Source organism: Mesorhizobium sp. WSM4849, assembly GCF_055811385.1.
In genome coordinates, this window is the sequence record NZ_JBVVPW010000004.1 from 174,943 (window position 1) to 189,404 (window position 14,462).

Consider the following 14,462-nt stretch of genomic DNA (forward strand, 5'->3'; position numbering starts at 1 on the left):
GAAGATCAAGCATTGATCAGCTACCGGTGCCGCTGGCGCATGTGCCGGCTGCTGAGGCCAAGTCGGTGCAGAGATCGGTAAACCGGCCGTTCACCCAAAGACCGATGCCGACGATGATGAGAATCGCGGCGCCGGCGATAATGCCGACCAGGATAGAATATTCGACCATGGCAGCGCCGTTTTCGTCGTCGCGGAACTGCCGGGCCATCGTCATGAGCTTCTTCATGCCAATTTCTCCCTTTGGAGGTTTGAACCCGACGAGACGAGCCAAGGATGAAATCCATACCCAAGCATCCCCCGTCATCTCGATCTAAGTCCCGACGAAAATCAGAGTCAAACGGGATTAAGGATTGCTTAACTTTCCTATACATGATTTGGCAAGAATATTGCCGATCTCAGGCAGACCAAAACATTGATTCGGCTCATTTTTCAACCCTTCTTAACCATTCGTTCACAATTTGGCCGTGGGTATGGCGGAAGTGGGGCGGTATTAGCGATAGTGCATATTCCTTTATATCTAAGGGGTTTGCGTGGGTTCCATGGCGCCTTTGTGACAAAAAAGCATCTAGCATTGAAGGCGAGTGTTCCATTAGGACAGCGCCGCTGACCAAATAAACGTCGCGTTTTCTTATCCTTGATTTTAACTATGTCTGAAGTATTAAGTTGCATGGTGCGGCTGGCGCTTGTGCCACGCGTGGTTAACGCTTAGTTTCGCGGTGGGGATTTCAAAGGGGAAGAGCGTCATGCTGGGGCGATTCATCAAGGGGCCAAGCGAGCCACGGGTCGAGCCAACGCTCCAGCCGATAGCGGCGGTGTCGCCTGTCGCCGCCACGCTTTCCCCAGCCTCCGATCTCGCGCCGCATGGCGACGATTTCCTGACACTCAAGGTCGATCTCCATCGTCACCTGATCGACCGCTTCAATCTTGCCGTCCTCGAAACAGCGTCCAAGGGTGAGATCCTCAACGAGATCCGACCGATCGTGCGCGAATTCGTCCGCGGTCGAAACGTGCCGCTGAACGCGCGCGAACTCGATCAACTGACCAGCGACACCGCCGACGAGATGCTTGGGCTCGGGCCGATCGAACCGCTGCTCAAGGATGACTCGATTGCTGACATCCTGATCAACACCCACAACCGCGTTTTCATCGAGCGGCGCGGCGTGCTTGAGGAGACGTCGATCCGCTTCCGCGACGAGGCGCATCTGCTGCGCGTCATCAACAAGATCGTTTCGGCCATCGGCAGGCGCGTCGACGAATCGGCGCCGATGGTGGATGCACGGCTGGAAGACGGCTCGCGCGTCAACATCGCGGTGCGGCCGATCTCGGTCGATGGGCCGCTGGTGTCGATCCGCAAATTCTCGAAGAATCCCTACTCGCTCGAACGCCTGATGGTGTTTAATTCGATCCGCCAGCCGATGATCGACCTGTTGCGGATCGCGGTGCAGGCGCGCAAGTCGATCCTGGTTTCGGGCGGCACAGGCAGCGGCAAGACGACCTTGCTCAACGCGCTGTCGAGCTATATCCCGGCCAAGGAGCGCCTGATCACCATCGAGGACGCCGCGGAACTGCAACTGCAGCAGCCGCATGTCGGCCGGTTGGAGACGCGTCCCCCCAATGTCGAGGGCAAGGGCGAGGTTCGTCAGCGCGAACTGCTCAAGAACGCGCTGCGCATGCGGCCCGACCGAATTATCGTCGGCGAGGTTCGCGGCGAGGAAGCCTTCGACATGCTGCAAGCCATGAACACCGGCCACGAAGGCTCGATGACCACCATCCATGCCAACACGCCGCGCGATGCAATATCGCGGCTGGAACAGATGGTCGGCATGGCCGGCATGCCGATGACCCATGAGTCCATCCGAGCGCAGATTGCGTCGGCCATCGACATCATCGTGCAGACACAGCGCCTTTCAGACGGTGGCAGGCGGGTCGTTTCCATCTCGGAGCTCACCGGTATGGAAGGCAATGTCGTCCAACTCCAGGAAATCTATCATTTCGTTCGCCGGGATTCGACTGCCGAAGGTAAGATCATCGGAGAATTTCGCGCCACCGGCGTCCGTCCGCGCTTTGCCCAGGAGGCGGCGACGCTCGGCCACCACTTCGCCAAGGATGCCTTCAATCCGCAGGTGCCGCTCTGATGCCGACCGGCCAGACGTTGCTTTACTTTATCTATGTGCTTGCAGCCGCGTCGATGATCCTTGCCGCTGAATCCCTCTATGTGTCCTATGCCGCGCGGCGCGTTCGAGCCGGCACGATCAACCGTCGTCTCGCGCGCCTGGCGGAGGAGGCACCTGCCGAAAAGACCCTTCAGGGCTTGCTCCGCGAACGTGGGCTGACGGATTCGGGCGATTACATCTCTGGCATGGTCGCTTTGAACAGGCTCTACACACAATCCGGCATTACCGGCAATCCGCTGGCTTTCGGCGCAATGTTCCTTCTTGGCGGGCTGGTGCTCGGGCTGGTGCTGCGATTGCTTTTTGGCTTTTCCAGCGTAGCGGCGCTGATCGCTTTCCTGCTGGTGGGATTTGCGCTGCCGCTTCTCGTCCTTCGACGCGCACGCAAGAAGCGTATCCTGAAATTCGCTGCCCAGCTTCCCGATGCGCTCGACATGATCGTGCGTTCGCTGCGCGCCGGTCATCCGACTTCCGTAGCCATAAGTCTTGTCGCCCGTGAAATGCCTGATCCGATCGGCACCGAGTTCGGCATTGTTTCCGACGAAATCACCTTTGGTCTCAGCATTGAACAGGCAGTGCGGAAGCTGTCGCAACGTGTAGGGTTTGAAGGTCTCCATCTGCTTTCGGTATCGCTCTCGATCCAGGCCAAGACAGGTGGAAACCTCACTGAGATCCTGTCGAATCTCTCATCGGTGCTGCGCGAGAGGGAGAAATTGCGGATGAAAATCCGGGCGCTCTCGGCCGAAGGCCGGATGTCGGCATGGATCATCTCCCTGTTCCCGCTCGTCATGTTCGGTCTGCTTGTGGTCATTGCACCGAGCTATTACGGCGACATATGGAACAACCCGCTCGTCATGCCTGCATTCCTGATCTTCGGACTGTGGGCGTTGCTGGGTGATTTCATCATGTATCGGATGGTCAACTTCGATTTCTGACGGGAGCGTGATATAGACCTGTTTTCGAACTCGCAAAGTCTGGGCCTTTTGGTCTCCGTTGCCGTTTTCCTGGCGGCGATGGCGCTATTCCTGTTCGGAGCGCTTGTCTTCAGGCCTGCCCTTCAGACCCGCAAACTGGTGGCGCAAAGCTTGCGTTCCGAGGGAATTACCGACCGCCGGTCCCTTGCTGGGCAGGATCAGCTTGCCAAAATTGCGGCACAGCGCCCGGTCGACGCCTACTTCCGATCGGTCGAAAAGGAGAGAGGCGAGCCGAATGCCCTTGAGGCAAAGCTCTTTCGCGCAGGATTCTATCAAGCAAGCGCGCCTCTGATGTATACGTTGTCGCGCTTCGGCGCTGTCGCTGCCGGCTTTTTCGGATCATACACGGGGTTGGTTGCGGTGGTGCCGCCGCAACTACCAGGGTTCCTGACATTCGCAGCTGCTGCTTTGTTTGGCCTTGCTTGCCTCGTCATTCCGAGCATCGCCCTCGATCGTTTCGAGAATGCGCAGAAGGAAACGTATCGCCGGGGTTTTCCCGATTTCATGGACATGATGATCACCTGTGCCGACGCCGGCATGAGTCTTGAGGCGGCGGTGGAGCGCGTCAGCCAGGAATTGGCCGGCACCCACAAATGGCTCGGCATCCAGCTAGCGATCATGAATCTGCAACTGCGCGCCGGCAAGCCGCTGCGCGAGGGCCTTCGAGATCTCTCCGATCGTCTTGGTCTGGAGGAGGCTCGAGCGCTCTCGATACTGTTTCGGCAGTCGGAAGAACTTGGCACCAGCCTGACGGATGCGTTACGCGTTTACAGCGATGAAATGCGCGGCAAGAGAATTCTTCGCGCTGAAGAGCGCGGCAACGCCTTGCCGGTCAAGATGATGATCCCGTTGGGGATCTGCGTCTTTCCGGTTGTCCTGATGATTGTGCTGTTACCGATTATTGTCCGAATGAGGGGTGTTTTCTTCTAGGCAGGTATATGCTTTGGTCGAAAATACAGAGTCGGAGAGAACTCTTTTGGGGGACGAAATGACAGGGCCAATGCGCCTCGCAGCCGTAGCCGGTGTGCTGCTCATCGTGCTTTCCGGCTGTCAAACGGCTGATACCGGTGGCGTCGTCCGCACCAACGAGCCCTCAAAAGGTGACGTAACAGCCTTTGGTGATGCCTTCGACGGGCTGAAGACGGTCAGCGACGTCGAGTACTATGCCTCGGACCAGGCTGTTGCCGAAGCCAAGAACCAGTTCCGTGCGGAAAACTACGGCAATGCCGGCGCCCTGTTCTACAAGGCGACGCAACTGGCGCCCAACGACGGTGGTGCCTGGATGGGCCTGGCCGCCTGTAGCGATCGTATCCGCCGCTTCGACCTCTCCGACCACGCCTATCGCCAGGCCTTCCGGCTGGTCGGCGGGACGCCCGAATATTACAACAATGTCGGCTATTCCTACCTGCTGCGCGGCAAGCTGCAGGATGCGCGCAGCAATTTCCTCAAGGCCTATGAGCTGGCGCCCAACGATCCGACCGTGGCCAACAATCTGCAGCTCCTGTCGTCCAGCGTGAAGAATCTCGAGCGGTAAGGCTATCGCATGTTGCTCGCCGCATCGCTGCTGCTGAAGGGACTAGCCATTCCTTTGCTGGCAAGGATCGCCTGGCTCGACTTCACCACCCAGAAGATATCCAACCAGAATGTGCTGCTGCTGCTTTGCCTGGGGTTGGGCTCGCTGACGCTCCTGTCGGTGCAATCCGGGTCGTGGTGGGACATGGGCCTGAGTGCGCTTGCCGGTCTTTTGCTGTTTGTTGCGCTCTTCCCGTTCTGGGCCCTGCGCAAGGTCGGGGCCGGCGACGTCAAGCTGATGACGGTGGTGCCGTTGCTGATCGGCGGCAGCGGCCTCGTCGTATTTTCAGTGCTGCTGCTGGTTTTCGCTCTCGCCACGGCGATGGTCGTCAAAAATCCGCTCATGCTGCCCGCGGGCGTCTTCCGCCTCTACGTTCAGCACCTGGACCGCAAAGGCGTTGTGCCGTTTGGCGTGCCGATCTCGCTCGCGGCGATCTGCACGATAGTGTTTCAGGTCTACGTCACCTTGATGCCCCATCCCGGTCCGGCGATCTGACCAGACAGGAATTGCCGCAACTGCTTGGCTGTACATCTCGGGCGTCTATGTTCTCAAGCGGCTCGCGTCAGACGCCAGTGCTGAGGTCGATGAGCAGTAGGTTCCGTTCAATGACACCAGACACCGTTTCACGTTAACCGTTAGGGAACGACGATCTTGTTAAATGAGTTTTCCCAAGGGGCATAAATATGGCACTTGACCGCGCTGGTGGGGCTCCCAAGGGCTAATCCAAGGGGCACTGGCACGCGAGCTTCCACTCGTCAGCCTGTATGATTCAGTAGTCTGGTGGAGGTGTCACGACGATGTTCGGTATTGGCGCGATCGATGCCTTCTACGGTAATCGCGAACATCCCGTTTTCGACCCTTCCTATCCAGCCTTTTGCTTTTAGATACCAGAGATGAAATTCCAGATGTTCACGCGGACAGCCCGACATGCGTTCGAGTTCTTCATCGCCAATGCCAGGATTGTTGACGTCTTGTCGGCGTTTGACATAAAGTAGCGAGAGCAGTTTGGCCTGAATGACGCCGTCCCGTTCGATTCCTTTAGTGTTGCTGACTTCCTCAATCAACTCGAGGCGAAGTTTCAAATGGTCTTTATACTGAATGTCGTACTGCACGCGTTTGACCGGATCTTTGAGAGTATTATGGGCCTCCGCGATTTCACTGAAGCGTGATGCATCGCCGGTATCCTGATTGTCGGGATGGTAGCGCATAGCAAAATAACGAAATACCCGTTCTATCGTTTCCGAGTTGGCGTTCGGGCTGATTTCCAGGAGTTCGTAGTAGTCAATGAACAAAGTGGTGCTCCCACAACAACGCTATTGCGCACACAGTCGAGAGAACGTCGCCGGAGTGTCTTGCGGTCATAGCCAGAAATCCGCGCTTGCGGGTTTCTACTCGCTCAATTCGTGGCATTAGTCCCCCTCCCGTTTTGCAGATACTAGCGCGCAAGCTTCGCCCCTGCAAAGGGCTGCCCTCATTCCGGTCATCCGCCGATATACGTCGGCGATCATTCTCTCCAGTCGGGATCACTGATGCCCGCCTGGTAGTCCTCGTGCACCGATCCGATTTCGATTGACGGATCGTCTTCCAAGGCTCGAACTGCCCTCGCTATGAGTCGCTATTGGTGATCTCTGGTATAAGTGTCTGCTATGAAGGTAATCATGGACAACCGTTACCCGCCAGACTCGGACTTCGTCTGAATGGCGGCAAACGAATTCGGGCCGAGACCTGCGATGCCTTCAGGGCTTGTGTGGCGGCGCCGATCAATCGCGCCGGAATGTCCGTGATGGATCGGAGCAGGCGCAATGTGCTGATCGGTGCGTCTATCTTCGGAGCCCTGAGCCTTGCGGGGCTGCTTCCTACCATGTGCGCAATGCGGCAAATCAGGACAAAATCCCCCATGGCCGAAACCAGCCGTCCCAAACGGCCGCCGGGACAGGCGAAGCCGTTGCTGGAGGAAGATATCGCGCCGGTGCTTGCGCGCCTTGATGCCTGGTATGCTGCCCATCTGCCGCCAGACAAATATGTGTTCAATCCGCCGGCCACGGACGCGCAACTGGATGCGTTCGAGCGCCTGATCGGCCTCAAGATGCCGCGCGCCTATCGCGACCTATACCGATGGCACGACGGCGAAAACGACGACCGTCGGGGCCATATCTATGGGCATCCGCTGCTGCCGCTGCATCAGGCAGGGGCGCAATGGAAAGCCTGGGTCGATGTGCTCGCCGATTTCGGCGGCAATCGCTATGAAATTCCCGGAGGGGCGTGGCCTGAACACGCGGTTGACCCGGCCTATATCAATGCGCGCTGGATACCGCTGACCCATGATGGCTCAGGCAATCATATCGGTCTCGATTTCGATCCCTGGCCCAGCGGTCGCGTCGGCCAGGTCATCCTCTTTGGGCGCGACGAAGACGTGAAGGCGGTGCTTGCGGAAACCCTTGGCAAGTTCCTCGAGTGGATCGCCGGCCTGCTGGAAAGCGGCAATTTCAGATTGGAAGCGGCGGAAGAGCCAGTGCTGCGCCGGTTCCGATTGAAAGCCCCCCCATCAAACGACTTCCACGAAGGCGCACGAAGCCTTCTGGGCGCACCTGGCCCCTTCCTATGACGGCACGTATTTCGGTGACCTTCGGCACGCCTCGCTTCAGGACTTCTGGGACGAATGCTAGCGCGCCCTTCTGCCACTCGGCGCCGTCTGGTTGAGCATTCATGAGATTTGAGGTCTATTAAGGGCGCCTTACGTTGAAGGCGGGGAGTCTGATGCACAACGTCCACAATGACATCGACGCCTATGACGACATCCAATCGTTGATCAACAGAGAACCGATTTGGTGGGATAGATACGGTGTGCCGCGCTATGTCCCTTTCCGTCCAGGCGGGTCCAGCAGAGAATGTGTCCTCGTATTGGCTCGGGCTCGCGGTGGTCCCGAATACCTACAACTGATATGCGGCTACACCGAGCAATTCGAAAGAGCCGAACAAATAATCCGACGCCAGTTTCTTCCGATAGGAGAACCACCAGCAGGTCTGCACGCCAAGAACGGCGATGTGAGCGCCGAGGGAATTAAGGTGCTGGAATATTGGCGGCGCGAAACACCGTTGCAGCAGTGGCAGCGGTTACCGGAATTTGAAATCGACCTGATCGATTGAGGCAGCTCCGGAGGTGCGCAAGGTAGGCGCTTGCTAGGACCATTGCGATCAGGAATATAATCCTCCCCGTTGCTAAGCGTGGTGATCCCGACAGGAATCGAACCTGTGACCTACAGATTAGGAATCTGCCGCTCTATCCTACTGAGCTACGGGACCACGCGGCCCGACACATAACCGCTTCGGACCGTTTCGCCAAGAGGCAGGCTCGATGCAATCGGCCGGTTGCGAGTGGATCGCAAAGATGGACTGGGGATAGCGGAACTTCGGACCACCGCCGCGCTTTAGTGTGCCGAAGGAGATGCCGCATGAGTGCTACGAAAGAGTTCTTTGAAACCTGGCTCCAGGAGAACGTCGGCGACCTGCCCGCTGAAAGCGAGGTGAGCGTGGCGGTCCTGGCTCAGCAATTCGAACAGGATGCCGACGCGGCCGGCTATGGTCACGAGGTGCGCGAAGACGAGATCGGCGACATTGAAGCGGCTATTGCGGAAGCCCTGAGCAAGGCCAGGGCAGGCCCAGAGCCGCAGGCTGCGGCCGAAGAGAGTGATCCGGCGCCCGTCATGGAGGCGCTGGAGGTCGACGACCCGAAGAGCGGACCATAGCGGTCAAGGCACCATCGATTGATTTTCGTATAGCTTCTTCCCAACGGTTGCGGCTCCCCTCCACATGGCAGGGCTATCGCATATTGGTAAGTACCCCCTCACCCGGATTGCCAACCGAATTGCGAAGGGCAATTCGGGACAATCCGACCTCTCCCCAAGGGGAGAGGAGCCAGCGCTGACGCTTCTCTCTTCTCCCCGGCGGGGAGAAGGTGGCCGCCCACGGGTCTTGCCTCCGGCAAGCCCGAGGACAGGCTCCGCGGCCGGATGAGGGGGCAGTTCTCATATGCGATTGCCCTACCCTATATGGGGCAAGCCCGAGGGTAGGCTTTGTATGCATCAGGCGGCCAGCGCCGTCTCCGCGAGCTTCACCCAGTAGCTCATGCCGTGCGGGATGACCTCGTCGTTGAAATCGTAGGCCGGATTGTGGAGACCGGCGGTGTCGCCATTGCCGATGAAGATGAAGGCGCCGGGCCGCGCCTCCAGCATATAGGAGAAATCCTCGCCGCCCATCACCGGCTGGATGGCGCGGTGCACATGGGCCTCGCCGGCGACATCAGCCGCGACGTCGCTGGCAAAGGCCGTCTCCTCCGGATGGTTGAAGGTGACGGGATAATTGGCGTTGTAGTCGACCTCGATCGTTGCGCCGAAGGCCGCGCCCACGCCCTCGCAGATGGCGCGCACGCGCTGCTCTGCCTTCCTGGCGACCTCCCCCTTCAGCGTACGCACGGTGCCGGCGATCTCGGCGCTCTCGGGAATGACGTTATAGGCGTCGCCGGCGTGGAATTTCGTCACCGACACCACGACAGCCTCGACCGGATCGGTGCTGCGCGAGGCGATCGTCTGCAGAGCGCCGACGAGCTGGCTGGTGATGACGATCGGGTCGATCGTGCCGTGCGGCATCGCCGCATGCCCGCCCCGGCCCTTGACGGTGATGGTGAATTCGGCGGTCGCCGCCATGATCGGGCCCGGCTTGATGGCGAATTGCCCGACCGGCAGGCCCGGCATGTTGTGCATGCCGAATACCTTGGAGATGCCGAAGCGCTCCATCATACCGTCCTTGACCATCTCGTTGCCGCCACCGCCGCCTTCTTCGGCCGGCTGGAAGATCACTGCGACGGAACCGGCGAAATTGCGCGTCTCGGCAAGATATTTGGCAGCACCGAGCAGCATCGCGGTGTGGCCGTCATGGCCGCAGGCGTGCATCTTGCCCGGAACGGTCGAGGCGTAAGGTTTTCCGGTGATCTCGTTGAGCGGCAGCGCGTCCATGTCGGCGCGCAGGCCGATGCTCGTGCCTTCGCCCAGGCGGCCGCGGATGATGCCGACGACGCCGGTCTTGCCGAGCCCGGTCACCACGTCGTCGCAACCGAAGGCATTCAGCTTCTCGGTGACGAAGGCGGCGGTCTTGAAGACGTCGAAATTCAGCTCTGGCGTCTGGTGCAGATGGCGGCGCCAGCCGGCAACCTCGTCTTGCATTTCGGCGGCGCGGTTCAGGATCGGCATGATGGTTCCATCTCGCTGTTGGAGCAGACGGGCTCTGCCTGCTGCTTTGCAAATTGTGCCTGCTGTTTTAGAATTGTCATTCAGGCACTTTGCCATGTTGACGTCACATAGGCTAAATAGCACCGCAAGATTGCGATCCGGATAGGGCCGGATCACCATGCTGGCGATCGCGTAACAAATCTTACGGAGCCAGAGGCGACTGCGGCAAGAGGCGATTTCGGATTCCACCATGCGGTACAGGCATTTCTTCAAACTAAAGCGCGTCGCGTTTGACCGGGCGACGCGCTTTAGCGTTGTTGTTTTTATGCATGTCGCAAAACCGCTGCGCACTTTTGCGCGACATGCACGTTGTTTTATGCATGTCGTTATCGCAAAACCTCTGCACACTTTTGCGCGACATGCATTATTGCTGGCGGGCGCCGTGGCGCTTCCGGTGCTGGCCGGACCGGCTCTCGCCAATCCGACGATCGTGTTCGACCTGGGGAATGGCAAGATCCTCCAGCACCAGGAGGCTTTCAAGCGCTGGTACCCTGCCTCGCTGACCAAGCTGATGACCGCCTATGTGGCATTTCGTGCGATTGCCGCGGGCGAGGCCCAGCTCGATTCGCCGATCAAGGTCACGAAGCGTTCCGCCGGCGAGCCGCCGAGCAAGATGGGCTTCAAGCCGGGTTCGGTCATGCGGCTCGACAACGCGCTGAAGATGATGCTGGTCAAATCGGCCAACGATGTCGCCATGGCCGTCGGCGAGAACATCGGCGGTTCGCAGGCCGCTTTCGCCGAACGCATGAATACCGAGGCGCGCCGGCTCGGCATGACCGGAACGCATTTCGTCAACCCGAACGGGCTGTTTTCGCCAGACCAGTATACGACGGCGCGCGACCTCGGCTTGCTGGTGATGGCGATCCGCACGGAATTTCCGCAATATGCCCCATGGTTCTCGATCGAGGGCCTGGCCGTCGGCAAGAAGCAGATCCCGAACTACAATCTCCTGATCGGCCGCTATCCCGGCGCCGACGGCATGAAGACCGGTTTCGTCTGTCCCTCGGGCTTCAACATGATCGGCTCGGCAACACGCAACGGGCGCACGCTGGTGGCGGTGGTGCTTGGCGAGAAGTCGGCCGTCTCCCGCGCCGAGATCGTCGCCAGGCTGCTCGACCACGGCTTTGCCACGCCGACACCGGGCTGGTTGACGGTGGCGGCGCTGCCTTCCTATGGCGACACCACATCGGTCAACGACCTGAATGATGAGATTTGCAGGAAGAAGCCGGCTAAGGAGCAGTCGGAAGCTGCCGTCCCCGTCGGCGATAAGAATGCGCCAAAATCTCCCTATCGGAAAAAGCTCGACCATGTGCCGACATTGGTCGCCGTCGGGCTTGGTGGCGCCACCGGGCCGAAGCCGAAGGCGATGCTCGATGCATCGGGCCAGGAATATGCAGACGTGCCGCTGCCGAACTGGCGGCCCGACCTGCCGCCGCCGCCCGGCGCCGAGCCGGCAGTGATCGGTTCCGCAACTGCGGCCCAGGAGCCCGCCAAGGCCGTGAACTAGCCTGATGAGCAGCGGCTTTCCCATCGCCGTCTCGGTGCTGACCGGCTTTCTCGGCGCCGGCAAGACGACGCTGCTCAACCGGCTGCTCAGGGATCCCGCGCTTGCCGACACGGCGGTCATCATCAACGAGTTCGGCGAGGTGGCGATCGACCATCTCCTGGTCGAACAGGCCTCCGACGGTATCATCCAGCTTTCCGACGGCTGTCTCTGCTGCACGGTGCGCGGCGAACTGGTCGACACGCTGGCCGATCTCGTCGACCGGCTGCAGACCGGCCGCATCGCCCGGCTTGCCCGTGTCGTCATCGAAACCACCGGCCTCGCCGATCCGGCGCCGGTGCTTCAGTCGATCATGGCGCATCCGGCGCTGGTCCATGCCTTCCGGCTCGATGGCGTCATCACATTGGTCGACGCGGTCAACGGCAATGCGACGCTCGACGCCCATGTCGAGGCGGTGAAGCAGGTGGCGGTCGCCGACCGCATCGTGCTGACGAAAGCCGATCTGGCCGCCGATCCGCGCGACGTCGAGGCCTTGCGCTCCCGGCTGCGGCAGATCAATCCGGGTGCCGAGCTGCTCGATGCGGGTGACAGAAGGACCGATGTAGCGGCGCTGTTCGATTGCGGCCTCTACAACCCAGCCACCAAGTCCGCCGACGTGCGGCGCTGGCTGGGCGAGGAAGCCGCCCATGATCACCATGGCGATCATGACCACGGCGACCATGAGCACGATCATCGGCACGATTCCCGCGTGCGCGCCTACTCGCTGGTTCATGAAGGGCCGGTGCCGTTTTCGGCGATCGAGATGTTCCTCGACCTGTTGCGATCGGCGCATGGCGAGCGCCTGCTGCGCATGAAGGGCATCATCGAATTGCTGGAAGACCCATCGCGGCCGCTGGTCGTCCACGGCGTCCAAAAGATCCTGCACCCGCCGGCGCGGCTGCCGTCCTGGCCGGACGGCCAACGCGGCACAAGGCTGGTGCTGATCACGCTCGACATGCCGGAAGATTACGTCCGCCGGCTGTTTGCCGCCTTCACCAACCGGCCATCGATCGACACACCGGACCGCGCAGCGCTGGAAAACAACCCGCTGGCCATCGCCGGGCGGTGAAGCGGCTGATCTCCCCCCTTGAGGGGGAGATGCCAATTGGTGGTAAAGAGGGCAGGCCAGAGGGGGTCGGCGCGACCGGACGCGGCTTCCTGGGGCAGATCAAGGTTGGCGCTTTACGCGCGGCGACCCCCTCTGTCGCCTTCGGCGACATCTCCCCCTCGAGGGGGGAGATTATCCCGCTCCGCGCTCGACGAGGAAGCGATGGCCGCCTGAGGTCGCTGCCGTTTCGATCAGATTATGGCCGCTCTCGGTGCAGAAGGCGGGAATGTCGATGACGGCGAGGGGGTCGGTGGTTTCGAGCCACAGGCGGCTGCCCGGCTGCATTCTGGCCAACCGCTTTTTTGCCTTGAGCACCGGCAACGGGCATTTCAGACCTTTGAGGTCGTAGACGGCGGCGGGGCTGGTTGAGGGCCTGTCTTCCTGGCCGCCATCTTCTTGTTCAAGCATGAACCTCAGCCGCCGAACATGCCGAACAGCTTCTTCTTCAGCCTTGTCGCCGTGCTTTCGGCGTCCGCAGCCTGCGTTTCGACTGCCGGGGCGGCCTGCGATGGCGCTACGGTGGCGGTGACGACAGGCATTTCCGCGGCGGCCTTGGCAGCTTCCTTCTCGGCCAGAGCCTGAGCCTTGGCCGCCTCTTTCTCGGCCTTGGCTGCTTCTATCGCGGCAAGCCTTTGCTCCTCGGCCTTCTGCTTGGCGGCTTTCTCGGCGTCGAGCGCGGCCATCTTGCGGCCCGCCGGCGAATCGATGCGGCCCATGCGCGCCGTCTCGGTCACCGAGCCGTCGGCGTTGAACGACGGCGGATCGATCGGCACGCGTTCGCCACGGGCGCGCTTCTTTGACCACTCGGAGACGATGCTGGCTTCCTTGATGCCGGCGATGGTCGGCTTGGGCGCCGGCACGCTGGCCTTGACCGCGCCGTTGAAAGCCGCTTCGTAGGTGCTCTGATAGGCATTGAAGGCGCTCTTCAGCGAATCCGGCTGCGTCGTCGCGGGGCAGGCGCCGGCCGGATCGAACGTCGCGCCGTCAGCCGCGACCTGGTTGAAGACATAGCGCTTCTCGCAGACGTCGACCTTCGGCGGCACTTTGGTGATCTCGAAATTATCGTAGCCGACCTTCAGCATCTTCCAGAATTCGTAGTTCGGATCTTTGCGATAACGCGCCATGTTGGCGGCGGTCATGCGGAACGGAAAGGCCTGGATCTGGAACTCGGTCTGCCCGCCCTGGAAGGCATCGCGGCCGAAGGCGTAGATCTGCTCGATCTGTGCGTCGGTCATCGAATAGCAGCCCGACGACGAGCAGGCGCCATGGACCATCAGATGGGAACCGGTGCGGCCATTGGCGCGATCGTAGACGTTGGGATAGCCGATGTTGAAGGCAAGGTGATAGCTCGACCGCGGATTCATCTGCGCCGGACGGACCGTGTAGAAGCCCTCCGGCGCCTGGCGGTCGCCTTCGGTGTATTTGGGACCGAGCTTGCCCGACCATTTGCAGATGTCGTAGCTGGCGACCAAATCGTAGCGGCCATTGGTCTTGGCCTTCCAGATCTCGAGCTTGCCCTCTTCCTTGAAGATGCGGGCCATCACCGGCGAGGTGCGGGTCATGCCCTTGGCCTTCATGCCGGCCAGGATCTTGTCGGGCAGCGGCTTGTTGGCCTGGGGGGCAAAATCCTTCATCGAAGAATCGGTGCAGCCGGCGACGCCTAACGCGGCAATCACAAGTCCGGTGCGGGCAAGCTTGGCAAACATGGCTATGTCTTTTCTTTCGGCCGCAGGCATCAGCGCCGCAACCCTAAGTCCGTTAACCTTGAAAATTCCTTACCGCAAGCGCCGGGCCTTACGGCAATCTGA

The 14,462-nt window shown here is 60.4% G+C and carries 15 protein-coding genes and 1 tRNA gene; 10 read left to right on the plus strand and 6 right to left on the minus strand.

What is annotated here, in order from left to right:
- Positions 1 to 16: 16 nt before the first annotated feature.
- Positions 17 to 226: a Flp family type IVb pilin gene (locus AC0L3L_RS05900; protein ID WP_473636892.1), complete on the minus strand. Its 210-nt coding sequence runs from the start codon at positions 224 to 226 to the stop codon at positions 17 to 19.
- A gap of 517 nt (positions 227 to 743) precedes the next feature.
- Here AC0L3L_RS05900 and AC0L3L_RS05905 point away from each other — a divergent pair.
- The 5 genes from AC0L3L_RS05905 to AC0L3L_RS05925 all read left to right on the plus strand — a co-directional run bounded on the left by AC0L3L_RS05905 (position 744) and on the right by AC0L3L_RS05925 (position 5,213).
- Positions 744 to 2,135, plus strand: coding sequence for a CpaF family protein (locus tag AC0L3L_RS05905; RefSeq protein ID WP_473636893.1), 1,392 nt, complete (start codon positions 744 to 746; stop codon positions 2,133 to 2,135).
- The gene (locus tag AC0L3L_RS05910) at positions 2,135 to 3,106 is read left to right on the plus strand and encodes a type II secretion system F family protein (protein WP_473636894.1); all 972 of its coding nucleotides are present in this window, start codon (positions 2,135 to 2,137) and stop codon (positions 3,104 to 3,106) included. The genes AC0L3L_RS05905 and AC0L3L_RS05910 overlap by 1 nt, the downstream gene beginning before the upstream one ends.
- 339 nt (positions 3,107 to 3,445) lie before the next feature.
- Complete coding sequence (locus tag AC0L3L_RS05915) at positions 3,446 to 4,075, plus strand: type II secretion system F family protein (protein WP_473636895.1); 630 nt, start codon at positions 3,446 to 3,448, stop codon at positions 4,073 to 4,075.
- Positions 4,076 to 4,133: 58 nt separating this feature from the next.
- A complete protein-coding gene (locus AC0L3L_RS05920; protein ID WP_473636896.1) occupies positions 4,134 to 4,679 on the plus strand; it encodes a tetratricopeptide repeat protein in 546 nt (181 codons plus the stop codon).
- Positions 4,680 to 4,688: 9 nt separating this feature from the next.
- Positions 4,689 to 5,213 carry a prepilin peptidase gene (locus tag AC0L3L_RS05925; protein ID WP_473636897.1) on the plus strand — a complete coding sequence of 175 codons (525 nt, stop codon included), beginning with the start codon at positions 4,689 to 4,691 and terminating at the stop codon, positions 5,211 to 5,213.
- Between the two features lie 260 nt (positions 5,214 to 5,473).
- Here the strand turns inward: AC0L3L_RS05925 and AC0L3L_RS05930 are convergent, their stop codons facing one another.
- Complete coding sequence (locus AC0L3L_RS05930) at positions 5,474 to 6,010, minus strand: DnaJ domain-containing protein (protein ID WP_473636898.1); 537 nt, start codon at positions 6,008 to 6,010, stop codon at positions 5,474 to 5,476.
- Between the two features lie 329 nt (positions 6,011 to 6,339).
- On the opposite strand from AC0L3L_RS05930, the gene AC0L3L_RS05935 reads away from it, so the two are divergent.
- Together AC0L3L_RS05935 and AC0L3L_RS05940 are read left to right on the plus strand one after the other, a co-directional pair.
- Positions 6,340 to 7,323, plus strand: coding sequence for an SMI1/KNR4 family protein (locus tag AC0L3L_RS05935; protein WP_473636899.1), 984 nt, complete (start codon positions 6,340 to 6,342; stop codon positions 7,321 to 7,323).
- Between the two features lie 152 nt (positions 7,324 to 7,475).
- The gene (locus AC0L3L_RS05940; RefSeq protein ID WP_473636900.1) at positions 7,476 to 7,865 is read left to right on the plus strand and encodes a hypothetical protein; all 390 of its coding nucleotides are present in this window, start codon (positions 7,476 to 7,478) and stop codon (positions 7,863 to 7,865) included.
- Between the two features lie 79 nt (positions 7,866 to 7,944).
- On the opposite strand, the gene AC0L3L_RS05945 is transcribed toward AC0L3L_RS05940, so the two are convergent.
- A tRNA-Arg gene (locus tag AC0L3L_RS05945) sits at positions 7,945 to 8,021 on the minus strand.
- Positions 8,022 to 8,170: 149 nt separating this feature from the next.
- Here AC0L3L_RS05945 and AC0L3L_RS05950 point away from each other — a divergent pair.
- Positions 8,171 to 8,464, plus strand: coding sequence for a hypothetical protein (locus AC0L3L_RS05950; protein ID WP_473636901.1), 294 nt, complete (start codon positions 8,171 to 8,173; stop codon positions 8,462 to 8,464).
- 336 nt (positions 8,465 to 8,800) lie between these two features.
- On the opposite strand, the gene AC0L3L_RS05955 is transcribed toward AC0L3L_RS05950, so the two are convergent.
- A complete protein-coding gene (locus AC0L3L_RS05955; RefSeq protein ID WP_473636902.1) occupies positions 8,801 to 9,964 on the minus strand; it encodes a M20 aminoacylase family protein in 1,164 nt (387 codons plus the stop codon).
- A 355-nt stretch (positions 9,965 to 10,319) separates the two neighbouring features.
- Between AC0L3L_RS05955 and AC0L3L_RS05960 the strand changes: the two genes are divergently transcribed.
- Together AC0L3L_RS05960 and AC0L3L_RS05965 are read left to right on the plus strand one after the other, a co-directional pair.
- On the plus strand, positions 10,320 to 11,510 hold the full coding sequence (locus AC0L3L_RS05960; RefSeq protein ID WP_473636903.1) for a D-alanyl-D-alanine carboxypeptidase family protein: 1,191 nt from the start codon (positions 10,320 to 10,322) through the stop codon (positions 11,508 to 11,510).
- Positions 11,511 to 11,514: 4 nt separating this feature from the next.
- On the plus strand, positions 11,515 to 12,615 hold the full coding sequence (locus AC0L3L_RS05965; RefSeq protein WP_473636904.1) for a CobW family GTP-binding protein: 1,101 nt from the start codon (positions 11,515 to 11,517) through the stop codon (positions 12,613 to 12,615).
- Between the two features lie 171 nt (positions 12,616 to 12,786).
- Here AC0L3L_RS05965 and AC0L3L_RS05970 read toward each other — a convergent pair whose 3' ends face one another.
- Together AC0L3L_RS05970 and AC0L3L_RS05975 are read right to left on the minus strand one after the other, a co-directional pair.
- Positions 12,787 to 13,062 carry a sulfurtransferase TusA family protein gene (locus tag AC0L3L_RS05970; protein ID WP_473636905.1) on the minus strand — a complete coding sequence of 92 codons (276 nt, stop codon included), beginning with the start codon at positions 13,060 to 13,062 and terminating at the stop codon, positions 12,787 to 12,789.
- Between the two features lie 5 nt (positions 13,063 to 13,067).
- Complete coding sequence (locus AC0L3L_RS05975; protein WP_473636906.1) at positions 13,068 to 14,360, minus strand: L,D-transpeptidase family protein; 1,293 nt, start codon at positions 14,358 to 14,360, stop codon at positions 13,068 to 13,070.
- Between the last annotated feature and the right edge of the window lie 102 nt (positions 14,361 to 14,462).